Raw genomic sequence first — 18,646 nt, forward strand, 5'->3', positions numbered from 1 at the left:
GATACCGCTTCGGCGGCCCGAACAAAACCCAGCCCTGCCCGCGGGCTACCCTGGCTGCCGTGAAGGTCCTCGTCATCGGCGGCGGCGCCCGCGAACACGCCCTGTGCCGCTCACTCTCACTCGACCCCGACGTCACCGCGCTGCACTGCGCGCCCGGCAACGCCGGGATCGCCGAGGTCGCCGAACTGCACCCGGTGGACGCCCTCGACGGCGACGCCGTGGCCGCACTCGCCACCTCTCTGGAGGCCGATCTCGTGGTCGTCGGCCCCGAGGCGCCGCTCGTCGCCGGTGTTGCCGACGCTGTTCGCGCCGCGGGGATCGCCTGCTTCGGCCCGTCCGGGGAGGCCGCTCGGATCGAGGGCTCCAAGGCCTTCGCCAAGGAGGTCATGGCCGCCGCGAACGTGCCCACCGCCCGCTCGTACATCTGCACCACCCCCGATGAGGTGGACGAGGCGCTCGACGCCTTCGGCCCTCCGTACGTGGTCAAGGACGATGGGCTGGCGGCAGGCAAGGGCGTCGTGGTGACCGATGACCTGGCCGCCGCGCACGAGCACGCGCTCGCCTGTGGACGGGTGGTCATCGAGGAGTACCTCGACGGCCCCGAGGTCTCCCTCTTCGCCGTCACGGACGGCGATACGGTGCTGCCCCTTCAACCCGCCCAGGACTTCAAGCGGGCCCTGGACGACGACCAGGGGCCGAACACCGGCGGCATGGGGGCGTACTCTCCGCTGCCCTGGGCCGACCCGAAGCTGGTCGATGACGTCCTGGAGAACGTGCTCCAGCCGACGGTGGACGAGATGCGTCGGCGCGGCACCCCGTTCTCCGGGCTGCTGTACGCGGGTCTCGCGATCACCAGCCGGGGCGTACGGGTGATCGAGTTCAACGCCCGTTTCGGTGATCCCGAGACACAGGTGGTCCTGGCCCGTCTCAAGACCCCGCTCGGGGGTCTGCTGCTGAGCGCGGCGCGGGGCACCCTGGAGAACGAGCCACCGCTCACCTGGCGCGATGACGCAGCCGTCACCGTGGTCGTGGCCTCGCACAACTACCCCGGCACACCGCGCACCGGTGACCCGATCGAGGGACTGGACGAGGTGGCGGCGCAGGACGCCCCGTACGCCTACGTACTGCACGCCGGCACCAGGAACGACGGCGGGACGATCGTCAGCGCCGGTGGCCGAGTGCTCTCGGTGACGGCGACCGGTGAGGACCTCGCGCGGGCCAGGGAACGTGCCTATGCGGCAGTCGGCCGTATCCGGCTCGACGGCTCCCAACACCGTGGGGACATCGCCCGCGAGGCCGCCGGGGAGTGAACCCGCGAGGCTCCCGGGCGATGGCGGAGGCGGGGAGACGGGCTTCCCGCCGACAGGTCGGCCCGTCATCGCCTTTACCCAAGGCCATTCCATCGAGTGATGGCTGAGCCATCCGGATGACTGCCGCCGAAGCCCCAACTATGGTGCGGCGCAGGTGTTCCGGCACTTGGCCCACCGGCATTGCGATGTCGGTGGCGAGTGCCAGAGTGGGTTCGTGACCTACACCGCCGCAGGGCAGAGGGGCAGAGGGGGTGAGTCCGGCCGTGTCCGGAACCGGTATCGGTGAGGAGGCGGGCGCGTTGGCCGCCCGTTCCCGGGCCCTTGCCGTGCTGCGCGTCCGCAGCAGGGCATTGGCCCTGGCGTTGCTGCCCGCGGCAGTCGCCGTCGTGCTGCTGGCCGGGGAGTCCACGGGCACCATCGGGGGCGGCGGCGGCTGGGACGCCGCGCGCTGGGCGGTCACATCGGCCGCGGTCGTGGTGCTGCTGCTGGCGACAGCCGTCGCCCTGGTGATCGCCCGGGCGAGGCCGGCTGTCAGTCCGACGGTGGAGCTGTCGCAGCAGTCGGCTCCGGATCTGTACCGGCTGGTGGAGGAGCTCGCCGACCGGTTGGACGTGCCCGTGCCGTCGTCGATAGCCATCACCCCCGACTGCGACAGCTGGCTCGAGGACCGGACGCATCCGGCGAACCACACGGGTGACGGCGTGGGCAAAGGCGCCGGTGCGAGCGCGACCACACGTGCCGGCAGGGGCGCGGGCACGTTCATGTCCCAAGCCGTATCGGGCGTTCCCCACCGTACGGTGATCGCGCCTGTGCTGGTGATCGGTTCGCCCTTCCTCTGGTGGATGCGGGTCGCCGAACTGCGGGCCGTGCTCGCCCCGGTGGTCGCGGGCACCGGTCCCTCCACCCATCCCGACATAGCCGCAGCCCGCCGTTTCATCCGCGGTCTCGACGCGGCAGTGGGAGCCGCCGCCCGGCCGGGACTCGGGCCGGTGCGCGGGACCGCGCTCGGATTCGCGGGCCGTATCGCGCGGATTCTGCTGCGCGGCTGCCGTGTGCACGCCGCGGCGATGGAGCGGGCGGTCGCCGTCGCCGCGTCCGAGCGTGCACAGGCTGTGGATTACGGTCTTCGGATCGTGGCGCAGGAGCAGGTCGGCCTCGCCTACGCGGGCTGGGACCGGCTGCTGACCCGGGTGGCACTGCCCGCCTGGCGGATGGGGCGCTGGCCGTCCAGGCTCGACGCCGGTGTTGTCTCCGCACTGACCGAACTGTCCCGCCGCGACCGGCTGGCGGAGGGCTTCGCCTCCCGACTGGGCGAGCGGCCCGCATGCGATCTGCTGGAGGAGCCGGGCGCGGTGGACGAGGCCGCCTCCCTGCTGGCCGCCCGCCTCTTCCACGGGTGTCCCGGTGAGGGCGGAGCGGACTGGGCGCCGGTGGACTGGCAGGCATATCCGGAGGAAGTCGTCGACCGCAAGTGGCGCACGGAGGCGGCCAGGCTGCACCGGGTCCTCGACTCGATGGGGATACGACCCGCCGCCGCACCCTCGGGGCCGAACCTCGCCCGGGTGGTGGACTACCTCACCGTTGACGAGCCGTCCACCGCGGTGTCGCCCGCAGACGGTCCGGCGTGGCCCGGGGCACCGGAGCCGGAGTGGGAGCCGGCGGACGACCCCGAGGGCGGTTCGGTCCCCGGCGGCGCCCTCGCCGCAGGGATCAGCGCCGAGGTCGCCCGAGAGGAGGCGGGCCGCGAACGGACCGCGGGGGTCGCCGGCCCAGCAGCTCCGACCGGAGGCGCGATGGGCGGTTCGGCCGGTGGGGCGGACGCGCTGGGCGGCGATGTGCCGCATGTCTGGGTCACGGAGCCGCTGCCGCTCTTCCCGCTCCAGCCGCCGCGTACCGCCCGTGAACTGCTCGCTGACCATGTCATCGCGATGGTCTGCTGCGCGGCTGTCGATACGGCCGGTGCCACACCGGGACTCGACTGGCTCGACGGTCCCGCCCTCCTCATCGGCGGCGAGCGCAGCGCCGACCTGAGTGGCCGGGTGCTGAGCCTGGTCGAGGACGGAGACCCCGAGCCACTGCGCGACTGGTTCGCGGTGGTCGGCGTGCGTCCGGAGAAGCCGGTCCGACTGGTGTGACGCCGAGGCTCGGGCTCAGCGGGTGGACTGCTCCGGGGCGCGGCCAGAATGGCGCATTCCGTTCACGGAAATTCGCGACGAACGGTGACGGGGTGCGTGCGTTATGTGATGTGCTGGGGTAGGGCGCCGACAGAAGCCGTGAAGCAACCAACGCCCGCGGCCGGAGCCTTCCACCAGAACAGTGGCCGGGCGACCGGAGGAGGGGCGCGACATGGGGGCGGAGCAGATCCGGCGCTGGGAGTCAGGCGCCCTCGTACATGCGGTCTCCGATCCTTTCGGCCAGGGCCCACTGCCCTGGCTGCGGAACAGCGAGCAGTACTTCGACGACGCCGGCCAGGTCGTCCCCTGGTACGCGGACCCCGATCCGGGCCGCGGCGACAGCACCCGGGGCCGACCCCGTACCGCCGATGATGTCCGCCGCCAGATCAAGGGCTTCGCCTCCAGCGGGGCGGTCGCCCCTGGTGAGGCCATCGACTTCCATGTGACGGTCAACCCGCCGCAGCAGTTCTCCGTGGACGTCTATCGCATCGGCCACTACGGCGGGGACGGCGCAGCCAAGATCACCACCAGTCCGCGGCTCGCCGGCATCGTCCAGCCCCCGCCGCTCACCGCCGAGCGCACCGTTTCCTGCCACCACTGGTGGCTCTCCTGGCGCCTCCAGGTCCCCTCGTACTGGTCGATCGGGGCGTATGTCGCCGTCCTCACCACGGTGGACGGGCATCGCTCCCATATCCCCTTCACCGTGCGGGACGACCATCCGGCCGATCTGCTGTTGCTGCTGCCGGACGTCACCTGGCAGGCGTACAACCTCTATCCGGAAGACGGCAGGACCGGCGCCAGCCTCTACCACGCCTGGGATGAACACGGCCGACTGCTCGGCGAGGAGGACGCCGCGATCACGGTCTCGTTCGACCGCCCCTACGCGGGCGCGGGCCTGCCGCTCCACGTCGGACACGCGTACGACTTCATCCGCTGGGCCGAGCGCTACGGCTACCACCTGGCCTACGCCGACACCCGCGATCTGCACGCGGGCCGGGTGGACCCCACCCGCTACCGGGGGCTGGTGTTCCCCGGGCATGACGAATACTGGTCGGCGCCCATGCGCCGCACTGTCGAGTCAGCCCGCAGCCACGGCACATCCGTGGTCTTCCTCTCCGCCAACACCATGTACTGGCAGGTTGAGCTGGGGCCGTCGGCATCGGGGGTCCCCGACCGGCTGCTCACCTGCCGCAAGCGTCGTGGCCCCGGGCGCCCGGCGCTCTGGCGCGAGGCGGGCCGGCCTGAGCAGCAGTTGCTGGGCATCCAGTACGCGGGCCGGGTCCCCGAACCGCACCCCCTGGTCGTGCGCAACGCCGATCACTGGCTGTGGGAGGCGACCGGGGCGGGTGAGGGCGACGAGATCGCCGGTCTTGTCGCGGGCGAGGCCGACCGGTACTACCCCCGCACCACGCTCCCGGAGCACCAGGGCCGCATCCTGCTCGCCCACTCGCCCTACCAGGACGGTGAGGGTGCCGTCCGGCACCAGGAGACCTCCCTCTATCGCGCGCCCTCCGGCGCCTGGGTGTTCGCATCGGGCACCTTCGCCTGGTCACCGGCGCTCGACCGGCCGGGGCATGTGGACGCCAGGATCCAGCGGGCCACCGCCAATCTGCTGGACCGGATCTGCAAGCGGGACTGACGCCTCCACGAGTTGCTCACGGGTGGCACTGCACCGGGTGGTTCCCCGCGCAGTCCGGGGCGTCCAGCGTGCACGGCGGGCCGGTCGGGCCCGCTCGGCACACTCACCGTCGTGGCCGTGGCGGCGGTACCCGAGTGGACGGCGGCCGTACACCTGCTCACCGTGCGCCACTGTCCGGGCCATCGTGCTGGTGACCGGTCGACCCCAGCCCGCCCTGCCCTGCCTGCACGCGGATGTGCGCGGTGGGAGACAATCGGGAAGCCCTTGGATGTAACCACGCGGAGGAACCGTGTCCGGATTCGTAGAAAAGCCCGAGCCGCTCCAGGTTCCGGGGCTGACGCACGTCCACACCGGCAAGGTGCGTGATCTGTACCGGACCGAAGCGGGCCAACTGGTGATGGTCGCGAGCGACCGGATCTCCGCGTACGACTGGGTGCTGCCGACAGAGATCCCCGACAAGGGGCGAATCCTCACGCAGCTCTCCCTCTGGTGGTTCGAGCTCCTTGAAGATCTCGTCCCCAACCATGTGCTCTCCACCGAACTCCCTGCCGGGGCACCCGCCGACTGGGAAGGGCGCACCCTCGTCTGCGAGGCCCTGGAGATGATCCCGGTCGAGTGTGTGGCCCGCGGCTATCTCGCCGGCTCCGGTCTGGTCGAGTACAACGCCACGCGCACCGTCTGCGGGCTCGGTCTCCCCGAGGGCCTTGTGGACGGTTCCGAGCTGCCCGCCCCGATCTTCACCCCCGCCACCAAGGCCGCCGTCGGAGACCACGACGAGAACGTCTCGTACGAGGAGGTCGCCCACCAGATCGGCGTGGAGACCGCAGCACTGCTGCGCCAGAAGACCCTCGCCGTCTACGGGCGGGCCGCGGACATCGCGGGTGAGCGAGGGCTCATCCTCGCCGACACCAAGTTCGAGTTCGGCTTCACGAGGGGAGACGGCGGCAGCAAGCCCGCACTGGTCCTCGCCGACGAGGTACTGACACCGGACTCCTCGCGCTACTGGCCCGCCGACGCCTGGCAGCCGGGGCGCGCCCAGCCGTCGTACGACAAGCAGTACGTACGGGACTGGCTCACCTCGCCCGCGTCCGGCTGGGATCGCAAGAGCGAGCAGCCGCCTCCCCCGCTGCCCCCGGAGGTGGTGGCAGCGACCCGCGCCAAGTACGCGGAAGCCTATGAGCTGCTGACCGGCATCCCCTGGTCGTAGGCACCCGCTTCGAGCGAACACGACAAAGCCCCCGGCCGAAAAGGCCGGGGGCTTTGACTCTGAGCGGACGACGAGGCTCGAACTCGCGACCTCAACCTTGGCAAGGTTGCGCTCTACCAACTGAGCTACGTCCGCATGCGCCGTGGCGCGGAAGCCACTATACCCAACCTCGCTCCCGTGCGAGACGCACCGCCGTGTGCCGATTGCCCGCGCCCAGCTTCGAGGCCGCCGACGACAGATGGGCGCGCCCTGTCCCGGGGGACAGGGCTGCCCGCTCGGCGATCTCCGCGATGGGGGCGCCGTCAGCGGCCGGCTCAAGGACCTCGGCCTCGCGGATCGTCAGCGGCGAGTCCCCTGCGGAGATCGCGTCGGCGGCCAACTCGGGGTCCACATAGCGGTTTCCCGCCTGCACCGTACGGATGATCTCAGCGAGCCGCTGGGCGCTGACTGTCTCGGGGACAAAGCCGCGCACCCCGGCTGCCAGGGGGCGCTTCAGATACCCTGGGCGGCCGTGACCGGTGACGATCATGGTCCGGCACTCCGGCACTCCGGCACTTCGGCACTCCGGCACTCCGGCACTCCGGCAGCTCGGTCCGCAGCTCTGTGGCGACCCTCACACAGTCGGTACCGGGCATCTGGAGGTCCGGCACCGCGACATCGGGTCGGTGCGCCCTGGCCGTGCCTTCGCCCCGCAGCTCTCGCACCAACCGCCAGGTGTCCTGGCGGCCTTCCACATCGAGCCCGGTCGTCGGCTCGCCGAGAAACAGCACCTCGGGCCGCCCCAGCAGGGCGAGTGCCAGATCGAGGCGCCGGCGCTCCCCACCGGAGAGCTGCTTGACGCGTATGCCCGACCGATGGCCGAGGCCCACGAGCTCTGTGGCCTCCCCGGGCGGTCGGGCCCCACTGGTGCAGCATGCCCACATGCGCACGGTCTCGCTGACCGTCAGGTCGGAGGGGGAGCCGCCCTCCTGAAGCATCACCCCGGTCCTGCCTCCTGGAGCATCACCCCGGTCCTGGGCCGCACAGCTGCGCGCTCGCGGTGCGGGTCACGGCCCAGCACCCGCACGATCCCCCCGCTCGGCGCGGCCAGCCCTTCCAGCGGCTCGACGGTGGAGGTCTTGCCCGCGCCGTTCGTGCCGAGCAGTGCGAACAACTCACCGCGTGCCACGGAGAAGGTGATCCCGCTCACGGCCTCGAACGCGCCGGTGCAACTGCGGCGCAGCTCACGGACCTCGATCACATTCTCGGTCATCGCCGTATTTCAAGGATTCCGCCCGAGCCGGGCGGCAAGCAGTGCGCGCTGTCATCGGGGTTTATGACAAATGTCAGTGCGGGGCGGCAGGTCGACCGGGCAGGCATACGCTGACTGGGTACGCGGGAGCAGACATACGTCGACTGGACATACGGTGAAGGCCCCGGTCTGATGACCGGGGCCTTCACCACCTGAGCGGACGACGAGATTCGAACTCGCGACCCTCACCTTGGCAAGGTGATGCTCTACCAACTGAGCCACGTCCGCAGTGCTCCCGCTTCGGCTTTCACCGGGCGGTGCGTCGACTACTGTACCCGATCCACCGGAGTGGTCGTTACGTAGTGCGGAGCGGGTGACAGGAATTGCACACTGCGCCTTCCCTCTGGAAGAGGGCTGTTCTGCTACTGAACTACACCCGCACGCTCCGTGAGGTTCGGCCCGTCGGCCTCGCCCCTCGGCGTGCTTCAGACTCTAGCCCACCTGCGGGGGTGCCGTGCAACTCGGTTCGGCGCGGGTGCCGTTCGACCGGATGCCGCAGGCGCCGTGGATGCCGTGGCCGGCTCCGTGTGAAGCTCGCACGGCGGAGTGCGTGTCAGCTCGCCTGGCGGAACGCCTCGTACACCCGCTTGGGGATGCGGCCCCTGGCCGGCACCTCCATCTTGTTGGACTGGGCCCAGGCGCGAACGGCCGCAGGGGCCGGCTCCAGCGTGGTGTGCCGGTAATCCTGGCGGGCTCTGCCCGGGCGCTTCGCCGCCTTGCGCCCCGCCGCCACGTAGGGAGCGAGAACCTTGCGCAGTTTCTTTGCGTTGGCGGGATTGAGGTCGATCTCGTACGACTTCCCGTCCAGGCCGAACCGGACCGTTTCCGCCGCCGTCCCGCCGTCGATGTCGTCGGAGAGGGTGACTACTACGCGCTGAGCCACGGATATGGGTCCTTTCCTGCGGTTTCGCCTTCGTCCGGGCCGTAAGGTCGGCCGGATGGCCGACCTTACGGCCCAAGCCGACGGCCTGGCCCGATGTGGTCCTGTTGGCTTGAACGGCCGGGGCCTGCCGGGCAAGCCGGACGGACCGGCCGGTCGAGCCGAATCGGACCGTTCGTGCTCCGTTCTGACGTGTGGCGACACCAAAAAAATTCCGGCGCGAGCGGGGAGCGACGCTACTTTCCGCCGTATTCCTTTCTACCGTCGCCGGTGGTGCATTGTGAAGCCCTGCCAATTGCTTGAGCGTGTCATCCATAATGAGGGACGGACGGCTTTTCTCCGGTTTTCCCGCCGGTCTTCTGTGTGTCATCTCCGTGCGTTCTCCGGTGCTTCTCCGGGCCTTCTCCCCGGCTTCCACGCCTCCTCTCCGTGCTTTCTCTGTATATCTATGCGCGTAGATTTTTTGGGCGGGTACGCTGAGGGAACCGCCTTCAGCACCACACCACCGGGAGTGCCAGTGGCACGCGTCGTAGTCGACGTCATGCTCAAGCCGGAGATCCTCGACCCGCAGGGCCAGGCGGTGCAGCGCGCACTGCCCCGCCTGGGTTTCGAGGGGATCGCGGACGTACGTCAGGGGAAGCGCTTCGAGCTCGAGGTGGAGGGGCCGGTCGATGCCGCCGCCCTCGCCCGCATCCACGAGATGGCCGAAACGTTCCTCGCCAACACCGTCATCGAGGACTTCGCCGTGAAGGTGGAGTCGTGACCGCTCGTATCGGAGTCGTCACCTTCCCCGGCACGCTGGACGACCAGGACGCACTGCGCGCCGTCCACATCGCGGGCGCCGAGCCCGTCTCGCTGTGGCACCGCGACAAGGACCTCAAGCAGGTCGACGCGGTCGTGCTCGCCGGCGGCTTCTCCTACGGCGACTACCTGCGGGCGGGCGCCATCTCCCGCTTCTCGCCGGTGATGGAGACCCTCATCGAGGAGGCGAGGGCCGGTCTGCCGGTCCTCGGTATCTGCAACGGCTTCCAGATCCTCACCGAGGCCCATCTGCTGCCGGGCGCGATGCTGCGGAACAACCATCTGCACTTCATCTGCCGCGACCAGAGGCTGCGCGTGGAGAACGCGGAGACCGCCTGGACCGCCGACTACGCGCAGGGCCAGGAGATCTCCGTCCCGCTGAAGAACATGGACGGCCGGTACGTCGCCGACGAGCGCACGCTCGACGAGCTGGAGGCCGAGGGCCGGGTCGCGTTCCGCTACCTCGACCTGAACCCGAACGGCTCGCTCCGCGGCATCGCGGGTATCACCAACGCCGCGGGCAATGTCGTCGGCCTGATGCCCCACCCCGAGCACGCCGTTGAGCCGCTGATCGGCACCGGCGGCACGGACGGCCTCGGATTCTTCACCTCGATCATCAAGAAGCTGGTCGCCGCATGACTCTCGACACCGTCAAGCACGCCACCGAGACACCCGAGGTCGAGCAGCCCTGGAAGGAGCTCGGCCTCAAGGAGGACGAGTACGCGCGGATCCGCGAGATCCTCGGGCGCCGTCCCACGGGCGCCGAGCTCGCGATGTACTCGGTCATGTGGTCCGAGCACTGCTCGTACAAGAGCAGCAAGGTCCATCTGCGCCAGTTCGGCGAGAAGGCCCCCGAGAACGACGCCCTGCTCGTCGGTATCGGTGAGAACGCGGGCGTCGTGGACGTCGGCCAGGGCTACGCGGTCACCTTCAAGGTCGAGTCGCACAACCACCCCAGCTACATCGAGCCCTACCAGGGCGCGGCCACGGGCGTCGGCGGCATCGTCCGCGACATCCTCGCCATGGGTGCCCGTCCGGTCGCGGTGATGGACCCGCTGCGCTTCGGCGCGGCCGAGCACCCCGACACCAAGCGCGTGCTGCCTGGCGTCGTCGCGGGCATCGGCGGCTACGGAAACTGCCTGGGCCTGCCGAACATCGGCGGCGAGGTCGTCTTCGACTCCTGCTACCAGGGCAACCCGCTGGTCAACGCCCTGTGCGTGGGCGTGATGAAGCACGAGGACATCCACCTCGCGAAGGCGTCCGGAGCCGGGAACAAGGTGATCCTCTACGGCGCCCGCACCGGCGGTGACGGCATCGGCGGCGTGTCAGTGCTCGCGTCCGAGACCTTCGACGACACAAAGCCGGCCAAGCGTCCGGCGGTCCAGGTCGGCGACCCGTTCCAGGAGAAGCTCCTCATCGAGTGCACCCTGGAGGTCTTCGAGGAGAAGCTGGTCGCCGGCATCCAGGACCTCGGCGGCGCAGGCCTGTCGTGCGCCACATCGGAGCTGGCGAGCGCCGGCTCGGGCGGCATGCGGGTCGAACTCGACACCGTGCCGCTGCGCGACGCGACCCTCTCGCCCGAGGAGATCCTCATGAGCGAGTCGCAGGAGCGGATGTGCGCGATCGTGGAACCGCAGTACGTCGACCGCTTCATGGAGATCTGCGAGAAGTGGGACGTCATCGCCACCGTGATCGGTGAGGTGACCGACGGCGAACGCCTTGAGATCTTCTGGCACGGCGAGCAGATCGTGGACGTGCCGCCGCGCACCGTCGCCCACGAGGGACCGGTGTACGAGCGCCCGTACGCACGCCCCGAGTGGCAGGACGCGCTCCAGGCCGACGATGCGGGCAGGTTGCCGCGCCCCGGAGGCGGCGATGAACTGCGCGAGCAGGTCCTGAGGCTCACCGGGTCCCCGAACCAGGCGTCGAAGTCCTGGATCACGGACCAGTACGACCGCTTCGTGCAGGGCAACACCGTGCTCTCCCAGCCCGAGGACTCGGGCATGGTCCGGATCGACCCGGACACCAACCTCGGTGTCGCGGTCGCGACGGACGGCAACGGCCGGTACGCCAAGCTCGACCCGTACGCGGGCGCGCAGCTCGCGCTGGCCGAGGCGTACCGCAATGTCGCCGCGACCGGTGCCAAGCCGCTGGCCGTCTCGGACTGCCTCAACTTCGGCTCGCCCGAGGATCCGGCCGTGATGTGGCAGTTCGCCGAGGCCACCCGTGGTCTCGCGGACGCCTGCCAGATCCTCGGCACCCCGGTGACCGGCGGCAACGTCTCGCTCTACAACCAGACGGGCGAGACGGCGATCCATCCGACGCCGGTCGTGGCGGTGCTGGGGGTGATCGACGACGTGACGCGACGTACGCCGATGGCGTTCGCCGAGGAGGGGCAGCTGCTGTACCTGCTGGGCGACACCCGCGAGGAGTTCGGCGGCTCAGCCTGGTCGCAGGTGGTGCACGGGCATCTCGGCGGTCTGCCGCCGAAGGTCGACCTGGACCGGGAGCGGCTGCTCGCCGAGATCCTGATCTCGGCGTCACGCGACGGCATGGTCGACGCGGCGCACGACCTCTCGGACGGCGGTCTGATCCAGGCCGTCACCGAGTCCTGCCTGCGTGGCGGCAAGGGTGCCCGCCTGATCGTCCCCGACGGACTGGACGCCTTCACCTTCCTGTTCAGCGAGTCGGCGGGCCGTGCGGTCGTGGCCGTCCCGCGCAGCGAGGAGCTCCGCTTCACCGACATGTGCGGGGCGCGGGGTCTGCCCGCCATGCGGATCGGTGTGATCGACGGGGACGCTGTGGAGGTACAGGGCGAGTTCGGCATCCCGCTGAGCGAGCTGCGCACGGCGCACGAGGAGACCGTCCCGGGGCTGTTCGCCTGACGCCCCGCTGATCTTCTGATCGTTCTGATCGACAGCAATGCACAAGTACGACACGGCCCCCGCCCGGACGAGGTCAGTCCGCGCGGGGGCTTCGTCATGTGTGCCCGCCGGAATGCCGCGACTCGTGGTGAAGCGCGGCTGCCGACCGCTGCTCTTGAAAAGGCGTGGCCGCCGGGCAGTCGTGATGTGAGAATCGGTCCGGAACTTGATCCACATCCGTGTCCCGGGGGTCCGCGTGGAAGTCGCTTCGCTGCTGCCGTTGACCACGGCCCGGTTGTCGCTGCGTCTGTTCACTCCAGGCGACGCCGACGACCTGTACGCCTACCAGAGCCTGCCGAGCGTGGCGCGCTACTTGTACCGGCCGGTGCACACGCGTGAGCGCAGCGAGCAGGTTGCCGCCGAGCGCGCGGCGCAGACGGCCTGGCGTACCGATGGGGACAAGCTGGCGCTCGCTGTCTGCCGACGTGATGAGCCCGGCGTCCTTGGCGAGGTGAGCCTTGCCCTGGCCGATGCCCGCGCCGCCCAGGCCGAGATCGGCTGGACTCTCGACCCAAGTCACCAGGGGCATGGCTACGCGACCGAGGCGGCCGCGGCGCTGGCCGGGTTTGCCTTCGGCACGCTGGGCGTGCACCGGCTCTACGCACGGCTGGATGTGGAGAACACCGGGTCTGTGCGGGTCTGTGAGCGTCTCGGGATGCGCCGGGAGGCGCACCTGGTCGAGAACGACCTCGACGGGGATCGCTGGGGCAGCGAGTACATCTACGCGGCTTTGTCTGCGGATCTTGGCAGTCGATCAGACGATTGAGATTGACCCCCTGTTCGTGGTCTTCCGCATGGGAGGATCCTGGTATATCCGGTGGGGATGGCTTGTTCGAGGTGGATCCGGCGGCGGTGGTGAAGCCGAGACCGCGCCCACGGTGGCGGTGAGGAAGACCTTCCGGGCGTTCGTCCCCGATCCGACCACCAACCCTCGACGGCTTGCTCGTGACCGACCCACGCTCCTAGCCTCACGCCATGCCACCAGCCAGGAAACGCGCCCGAAGCTATGACCACGCCAAGATCAGCGCGGCGGTGCTCGCGCAGCTCGACCATGTACGGCAGGCGGTACGTACGCTGACGCCCGAGGAACTGGCCGCCCCCACCAGGCTCGGCACCTGGACGGTCCGCGAACTCGCCGTGCATATCGCGCAGGCCACCGGGTCGGTGGCCGCCGCCGCCGCTCTCCCGGAGCCGCCGAAGCAGGACTTCGCGCTGCTGGACTGGCCGCTGCGCACCGTCGAGCAGTCCGCCGCGATCGACCGGGGGGCCCGCGAGGCGGCCGAAGCCCTCGCCACCCCGGCTGCCCTGGACGAGTTGTACGGCAGGACCGCAGGGGCGCTCACGGAGACGCTCCAGGCCGGCGGTGGCGACCGGCTGCTCGCCACCCGCCGGGGCGCGATGCGCCTTGGCGACCACCTGGTCACGCGCGCCGTGGAACTGATCGTCCACACCGATGATCTGAACGCCGCGACCGGACGTGACATCCCCCTCGAACGGCAGGCGCTCGCCGCCTGTGTACGGCTGCTCGCGGACACCCTCGCCGTGAAGGCCCCGGGCGGCTCTGTCGAGGTGCGCATCCCGCCGTACGCGGTGGTGCAGTGCGTCGAAGGCCCCCGGCACACTCGGGGAACCCCGCCCAATGTGGTCGAGACAGACCCGCTCACGTGGGTCGGGCTGGCGACCGGACGCACCGGATGGGACGAGGCGCTTGCCGCCGCTCGGGTGAGCGCCAGTGGTGAACGCGCCGACATTTCCGGCCTGCTGCCCCTTCTTGCCTGAGGGAACCGTGGCCACAGCGGTACCGTCAGACCGACATGCGAACCAAGCAGATCGTTCCCGGTACCACTGGGCAGACCATGCCCCTGACCCTGGCCCTGACTGCCCTCCTCGCACTGACCGCCTGCGGCACCGAAAAGGGGCCCGGCAGCGAAGGCGCATCCGAAGTACGGCCCGAGATCCCCGTCACCGGTGTGCACTGGACCGTCGACAGCGTGACCGTCGACGGCAGGAAGACGGCCGCGCCCGAAGGCGCCCACGTCCTGATCGACACCAAGGGCCGAGCCGAGGGCAACTTCGGCTGCAACCACTTCGGCGCCGATGCCACCGTGGACGGCAGCACGATCACCGTCGGCCAGGTCGAGCGGACCGAGATGGGCTGCGCCAAGGACGTCGACGCGTTCGAGCGCACGATGACCGAGGCCTTCTCCGGGAAACTCGACGCGAAGCGCTCGGACGGGTCCTTGACGCTGACCACCGAACGTGGTGACAGCATCGCCCTCACCGAGCAGCAGCCCGCCCCGCTCGTCGGCACCAAGTGGACCGTCACCGCCCTGCTCACCGGTGACCGGGCCGCTTCGGTGCCGGTGGGGGCCGAGAAGCGGGCGTTTCTCGAGCTGGGCAGGGACGGTTCGGTACGGGGCAACCTCGGCTGCAACACCTTCAGCGGTACGGCGAAGGTCTCCGAGTCGGGATCCACGATCACCTTCGGCAGGCTCGCCACCACACGCCGGATGTGCGCGCCACCGCAGATGACGCTGGAGGGCGAGCTGAGCAAGGTGCTCAGGGGGACGGTGTCGTACGAGCTCGACCATCGGCGCCTCAGTCTGACCGGCAGCGCAGACGACGGCAGTGGCAAGGGGGCCGAGGCGACCGCGCCCTGACCACGAGCGGGCGGCATGTGCGCAAGCACGGTCTCCCGTACGCCAGGCAGCAGTACAGGTGTCACTGCGAGCAGCACGACAGGTCATACGACAGGCGAAGAAGCGGCAGACGGTGAGGCGAGCGGAGTGACATGCGGCACGCCGCAGCGCCCCGCATACGCCTCCGTAGGACCGCCCAAAGGCTCTATTGCGCGGCTTTCGTGCGAACCTCCGAGCGGAGCGGCGGCTCATTTGCCCTGTACCCAATTCGGACCAGTGGTCGATCTCGCCTACACTCGGTGCCGTGCCACGTGGTGACGGACGACTCAACCACGACCTGCTCCCCGGCGAGAAGGGCCCCCAGGACGCATGCGGCGTCTTCGGTGTCTGGGCTCCGGGTGAAGAGGTCGCCAAGCTCACGTACTTCGGGCTCTACGCCCTCCAACACCGGGGCCAGGAATCCGCGGGTATCGCGGTCAGCAACGGCTCCCAGATCCTCGTCTTCAAGGACATGGGCCTCGTGTCCCAGGTCTTCGACGAGACCTCCCTCGGCTCCCTCCGCGGTCATATCGCCGTCGGACACGCCCGCTACTCGACCACCGGTGCCTCCGTGTGGGAGAACGCGCAGCCGACCTTCCGGGCCACTGCCAACGGCTCGATCGCGCTCGGTCACAACGGCAACCTGGTCAACACGGCGCAACTCGCCGAGATGGTCGCGGACCTGCCCCGCAGGGACGGCCGTGCCACTCAGGTCGCCGCCACCAACGACACCGACCTCGTCACCGCGCTGCTCGCCGGGCAGACCGACGACGACGGCAAGCCGCTCACCATCGAGCAGGCAGCCGCCAAGGTGCTCCCCGAGGTCCGGGGCGCCTTCTCCCTCGTCTTCATGGACGAGCACACCCTCTACGCCGCCCGCGACCCGCAGGGCATCCGCCCGCTGGTGCTCGGCCGCCTGGAGCGCGGCTGGGTGGTCGCGTCCGAGACCGCGGCCCTGGACATCTGCGGTGCCGGCTTCGTCCGCGAGATCGAGCCGGGCGAGATGATCGCCATTGACGAGCAGGGCCTTCGCACCTCCCGATTCGCAGAAGCGAAGCCCAAGGGCTGTGTCTTCGAGTACGTCTACCTGGCCCGCCCCGACACCGAGATCGCCGGACGCAACGTCTATCTGTCCCGGGTCGAGATGGGCCGCCGTCTCGCCGAGGAGGCGCCCGTCGACGCCGACCTGGTGATAGCGACACCCGAGTCCGGCACCCCTGCCGCGATCGGGTACGCCGAGGCTTCCGGGATCCCGTTCGGCGCGGGGCTTGTCAAGAACGCCTATGTCGGCCGGACCTTCATCCAGCCGTCCCAGACCATCCGCCAGCTCGGCATCCGGCTGAAGCTCAACCCGCTGAAGGAAGTCATCGAGGGCAAGCGCCTGGTGGTCGTGGACGACTCGATCGTCCGCGGCAACACCCAGCGCGCGCTCGTCCGGATGCTCCGCGAGGCCGGCGCCGCCGAGGTCCATGTGCGGATCTCCTCGCCACCGGTCAAGTGGCCCTGCTTCTTCGGTATCGACTTCGCGACGCGCGCCGAGCTCATCGCCAACGGGATGACGATCGAGGAGATCGGTGCCTCACTCGGTGCCGACTCGCTGTCGTACATCTCCATCGACGGCATGATCGAAGCCACCACCATCGCCAAGCCGAACCTCTGCCGTGCCTGCTTCGACGGCGAGTACCCGATGGAGCTGCCCGATCCCGAGCTCCTCGGCAAGCAGCTCCTGGAGACCGAGCTGGCGGGCGGCGCCGACGCCGCCGATGCCCTGCGCCGTCCCTGAAGGCTCCGAACGAAGCCCCTGAGGGCCCCGAGACAGCCCCACAGGGCCCGTTGCCCTTCATGTCCCCCCGACCAGGCCGGCCGGCCCCACGAGGGCTCACCGGGCATCCGATCCGACCGAAAGATCCCAGGCAATGTCTGAGACAGGTGCTTCCTACGCCGCCGCGGGCGTCGACATCGAAGCCGGTGACCGCGCCGTCGAGCTGATGAAGGAGTGGGTCAAGAAGGCCCGGCGCCCCGAGGTGCTCGGCGGCATCGGCGGCTTCGCCGGCCTCTTCGACGCGTCCGCCCTCAAGCGTTACGAGCGCCCGCTGCTGGCCTCGGCCACCGACGGCGTCGGCACCAAGGTCGACCTGGCCCGCCAGATGGGTGTGTACGACACCATCGGCCACGACCTGGTCGCGATGGTCATGGACGACATCGTGGTCTGCGGCGCCGAGCCGTTGTTCATGACCGACTACATCTGCGTCGGGAAGGTCCACCCGGAGCGTGTGGCCGCGATCGTCAAGGGCATCGCCGAGGGCTGTGTGCTCGCCGGCTGCGCGCTGGTCGGCGGCGAGACCGCGGAGCACCCCGGTCTGCTCGGACCGGACGACTTCGATGTGGCGGGCGCGGGCACGGGTGTCGTGGAGGCGGACCGGCTGCTCGGCGCGGATCGCATCCGTACGGGGGACGCGGTGATCGCCATGGCTGCCTCCGGCCTTCACTCGAACGGGTACTCGCTCGTTCGGCATGTGGTCTTCGACCGGGCGGGCTGGTCGCTCGACCGCGAGGTGCCCGAGTTCGGCCGCACCCTCGGCGAGGAGCTGCTGGAGCCCACCAAGATCTACTCGCTGGACTGCCTGGCACTGACCCGTACCACCGAGGTCCACGCGTTCAGCCACGTCACGGGCGGCGGGCTCGCGGCCAATCTCGCCCGGGTGGTACCGGACGGTCTGCACGCGGTGCTCGACCGGTCGACCTGGACGCCCGCTCCGGTGTTCGAGCTGGTCGGCACCGCAGGGCAGGTGGAGCGTCTCGAACTGGAGAAGACCCTGAACATGGGCGTCGGCATGATCGCCGTCGTGCCCGAGGAGTCCGTCGACGTGGCGCTGACGACCCTCGCCGACCGCGGTGTGGACGCCTGGGTCGCAGGCGAGGTCACCGACCGTGGCGAGCACACCACCGGCGCGGCGCTGGTGGGCGACTACGCGAGCTGACGCGACCACGGTGACGCCTGCCGGGCACACGCCTGCCGGGCACCGCCACACGCCTGCCGGGCACCGCGACGAGCGTGGGCAGCGGGAACAGCACAGAACCCGGTCCGGGGTCAGGCCCCGGACCGGGTTTCAGTGCGAGCGTCAAGCGCCGCGGCGCTGCGATGAAGGACCGGACCCTTCGTCCTCGTCGTCCTCGTCATCGTTGTACAGCTCCGCGTAACGGGCGTACGGGTCGTCGTCTTCGTCGTCGTCCTCGAACGGCTCACCGTTCGGCGGCTGGCTCGAAATCGGACTCGAAGTCGATGCGCCCAGCTCGTTGGCCAGACGCGACAGGTCAGTCCCGCCGCTGTTGTACTTCAGCTGGCGGGCGACCTTCGTCTGCTTGGCCTTGGCCCGGCCGCGCCCCATGGCTCGACCCCCTCGGTGACGGGGCTCGACGGCCCCAGAGTCTTGACACGCGTTCATGATTCGGAACGGGCTCTCCTCAGAGAGACCGGTCCGTAGAGCTTCAACGGTACCTGCTTCCGCGGCCATACGGTACGCCGCCCGCATCATGCGCCACCTGGCAGAACCCGCGAGATGCCCCGTACTCGCTGGTCAACCGTGATTTTAACCTGTTCTCGGCGGTCGACCCGCCGACCGGCGTGAGTCTTGTCTCGCCGATCGGCGGCGACCGTGTCCGCGGCTCACCGTGTGCCCGATTCGCGGCATGTCAAACCGCTGGGTCGAACCGCTGGACGAATCGTCCGGCCGGCCCGACC

14 protein-coding genes, 3 tRNA genes and 2 pseudogenes are annotated in these 18,646 nt (G+C 69.9%); 12 read left to right on the forward strand and 7 right to left on the reverse strand.

The window, feature by feature from the left end; all coding sequences use genetic code 11:
- The first annotated feature begins 59 nt into the window (after positions 1–59).
- From purD to V1460_RS01965, 4 genes are all read left to right on the forward strand, one after another.
- A complete protein-coding gene (gene purD, locus V1460_RS01950) occupies positions 60–1,310 on the forward strand; it encodes a phosphoribosylamine--glycine ligase (protein WP_338671731.1) in 1,251 nt (416 codons plus the stop codon).
- Positions 1,311–1,573: 263 nt separating this feature from the next.
- Positions 1,574–3,445: a hypothetical protein gene (locus V1460_RS01955; RefSeq protein ID WP_338671733.1), complete on the forward strand. Its 1,872-nt coding sequence runs from the start codon at positions 1,574–1,576 to the stop codon at positions 3,443–3,445.
- 211 nt (positions 3,446–3,656) lie between these two features.
- Entirely contained in the window at positions 3,657–5,123 is a 1,467-nt protein-coding gene (locus tag V1460_RS01960) for a N,N-dimethylformamidase beta subunit family domain-containing protein (RefSeq protein WP_338671735.1), read from the forward strand.
- A gap of 289 nt (positions 5,124–5,412) precedes the next feature.
- A complete protein-coding gene (locus tag V1460_RS01965; RefSeq protein WP_338671736.1) occupies positions 5,413–6,330 on the forward strand; it encodes a phosphoribosylaminoimidazolesuccinocarboxamide synthase in 918 nt (305 codons plus the stop codon).
- Positions 6,331–6,392: 62 nt separating this feature from the next.
- Here V1460_RS01965 and V1460_RS01970 read toward each other — a convergent pair.
- The 6 genes and pseudogenes from V1460_RS01970 to V1460_RS01995 all read right to left on the reverse strand — a co-directional run bounded on the left by V1460_RS01970 (position 6,393) and on the right by V1460_RS01995 (position 8,504).
- Positions 6,393–6,465 (reverse strand) — tRNA-Gly (locus tag V1460_RS01970).
- Between the two features lie 22 nt (positions 6,466–6,487).
- A pseudogene (locus V1460_RS01975) lies at positions 6,488–7,007 on the reverse strand (DNA-binding response regulator); the annotation flags it as partial.
- Positions 7,008–7,582, reverse strand: a pseudogene (locus tag V1460_RS01980) (ATP-binding cassette domain-containing protein); the annotation flags it as partial.
- Between the two features lie 194 nt (positions 7,583–7,776).
- Positions 7,777–7,849, reverse strand: a tRNA-Gly gene (locus V1460_RS01985).
- A gap of 80 nt (positions 7,850–7,929) precedes the next feature.
- Positions 7,930–8,001, reverse strand: a tRNA-Gly gene (locus V1460_RS01990).
- Positions 8,002–8,174: 173 nt separating this feature from the next.
- Positions 8,175–8,504, reverse strand: coding sequence for an Lsr2 family protein (locus tag V1460_RS01995; RefSeq protein WP_338671738.1), 330 nt, complete (start codon positions 8,502–8,504; stop codon positions 8,175–8,177).
- Between the two features lie 514 nt (positions 8,505–9,018).
- On the opposite strand from V1460_RS01995, the gene purS reads away from it, so the two are divergent.
- From purS to purM, 8 genes are all read left to right on the forward strand, one after another.
- A complete protein-coding gene (gene purS / locus V1460_RS02000) occupies positions 9,019–9,264 on the forward strand; it encodes a phosphoribosylformylglycinamidine synthase subunit PurS (RefSeq protein ID WP_338671740.1) in 246 nt (81 codons plus the stop codon).
- Complete coding sequence (gene purQ, locus V1460_RS02005) at positions 9,261–9,941, forward strand: phosphoribosylformylglycinamidine synthase subunit PurQ (RefSeq protein ID WP_338671741.1); 681 nt, start codon at positions 9,261–9,263, stop codon at positions 9,939–9,941. The genes purS and purQ overlap by 4 nt, the downstream gene beginning before the upstream one ends.
- Positions 9,938–12,187, forward strand: a complete 2,250-nt coding sequence (gene purL, locus V1460_RS02010; RefSeq protein WP_338671742.1) for a phosphoribosylformylglycinamidine synthase subunit PurL — start codon at positions 9,938–9,940, stop codon at positions 12,185–12,187. The genes purQ and purL overlap by 4 nt, the downstream gene beginning before the upstream one ends.
- A 235-nt stretch (positions 12,188–12,422) precedes the next feature.
- Positions 12,423–12,992 (forward strand): GNAT family N-acetyltransferase, encoded by a 570-nt coding sequence (locus V1460_RS02015; protein WP_338671744.1) that lies wholly within the window; start codon positions 12,423–12,425, stop codon positions 12,990–12,992.
- A 209-nt stretch (positions 12,993–13,201) separates the two neighbouring features.
- Positions 13,202–14,005: a sterol carrier family protein gene (locus V1460_RS02020; RefSeq protein WP_338671745.1), complete on the forward strand. Its 804-nt coding sequence runs from the start codon at positions 13,202–13,204 to the stop codon at positions 14,003–14,005.
- A gap of 35 nt (positions 14,006–14,040) precedes the next feature.
- Positions 14,041–14,886 (forward strand): META domain-containing protein, encoded by an 846-nt coding sequence (locus V1460_RS02025; protein ID WP_338671746.1) that lies wholly within the window; start codon positions 14,041–14,043, stop codon positions 14,884–14,886.
- A 283-nt stretch (positions 14,887–15,169) separates the two neighbouring features.
- Entirely contained in the window at positions 15,170–16,687 is a 1,518-nt protein-coding gene (gene purF, locus V1460_RS02030; RefSeq protein WP_338671747.1) for an amidophosphoribosyltransferase, read from the forward strand.
- 133 nt (positions 16,688–16,820) lie between these two features.
- Positions 16,821–17,885 (forward strand): phosphoribosylformylglycinamidine cyclo-ligase, encoded by a 1,065-nt coding sequence (gene purM, locus V1460_RS02035; RefSeq protein ID WP_338671749.1) that lies wholly within the window; start codon positions 16,821–16,823, stop codon positions 17,883–17,885.
- A 141-nt stretch (positions 17,886–18,026) separates the two neighbouring features.
- On the opposite strand, the gene V1460_RS02040 is transcribed toward purM, so the two are convergent.
- Positions 18,027–18,293, reverse strand: a complete 267-nt coding sequence (locus V1460_RS02040; protein ID WP_338671750.1) for a DUF3073 domain-containing protein — start codon at positions 18,291–18,293, stop codon at positions 18,027–18,029.
- Between the last annotated feature and the right edge of the window lie 353 nt (positions 18,294–18,646).

It is taken from the genome of Streptomyces sp. SCSIO 30461 (assembly GCF_037023745.1).
GTDB lineage: Bacteria > Actinomycetota > Actinomycetes > Streptomycetales > Streptomycetaceae > Streptomyces.

What these genes read in the sequence shown, in the direction of transcription:
- V1460_RS01960 (WP_338671735.1), top strand. Translation starts at nt 3,657, where the DNA reads ATGGGGGCGGAGCAGATCCGGCGCTGGGAGTCAGGCGCCCTCGTACAT.
- purL (WP_338671742.1), top strand. Translation starts at nt 9,938, where the DNA reads ATGACTCTCGACACCGTCAAGCACGCCACCGAGACACCCGAGGTCGAG.
- V1460_RS02020 (WP_338671745.1), top strand. Translation starts at nt 13,202, where the DNA reads ATGCCACCAGCCAGGAAACGCGCCCGAAGCTATGACCACGCCAAGATC.
- V1460_RS02025 (WP_338671746.1), top strand. Translation starts at nt 14,041, where the DNA reads ATGCGAACCAAGCAGATCGTTCCCGGTACCACTGGGCAGACCATGCCC.
- purM (WP_338671749.1), top strand. Translation starts at nt 16,821, where the DNA reads ATGTCTGAGACAGGTGCTTCCTACGCCGCCGCGGGCGTCGACATCGAA.
- V1460_RS02040 (WP_338671750.1), bottom strand. Translation starts at nt 18,293, where the DNA reads ATGGGGCGCGGCCGGGCCAAGGCCAAGCAGACGAAGGTCGCCCGCCAG.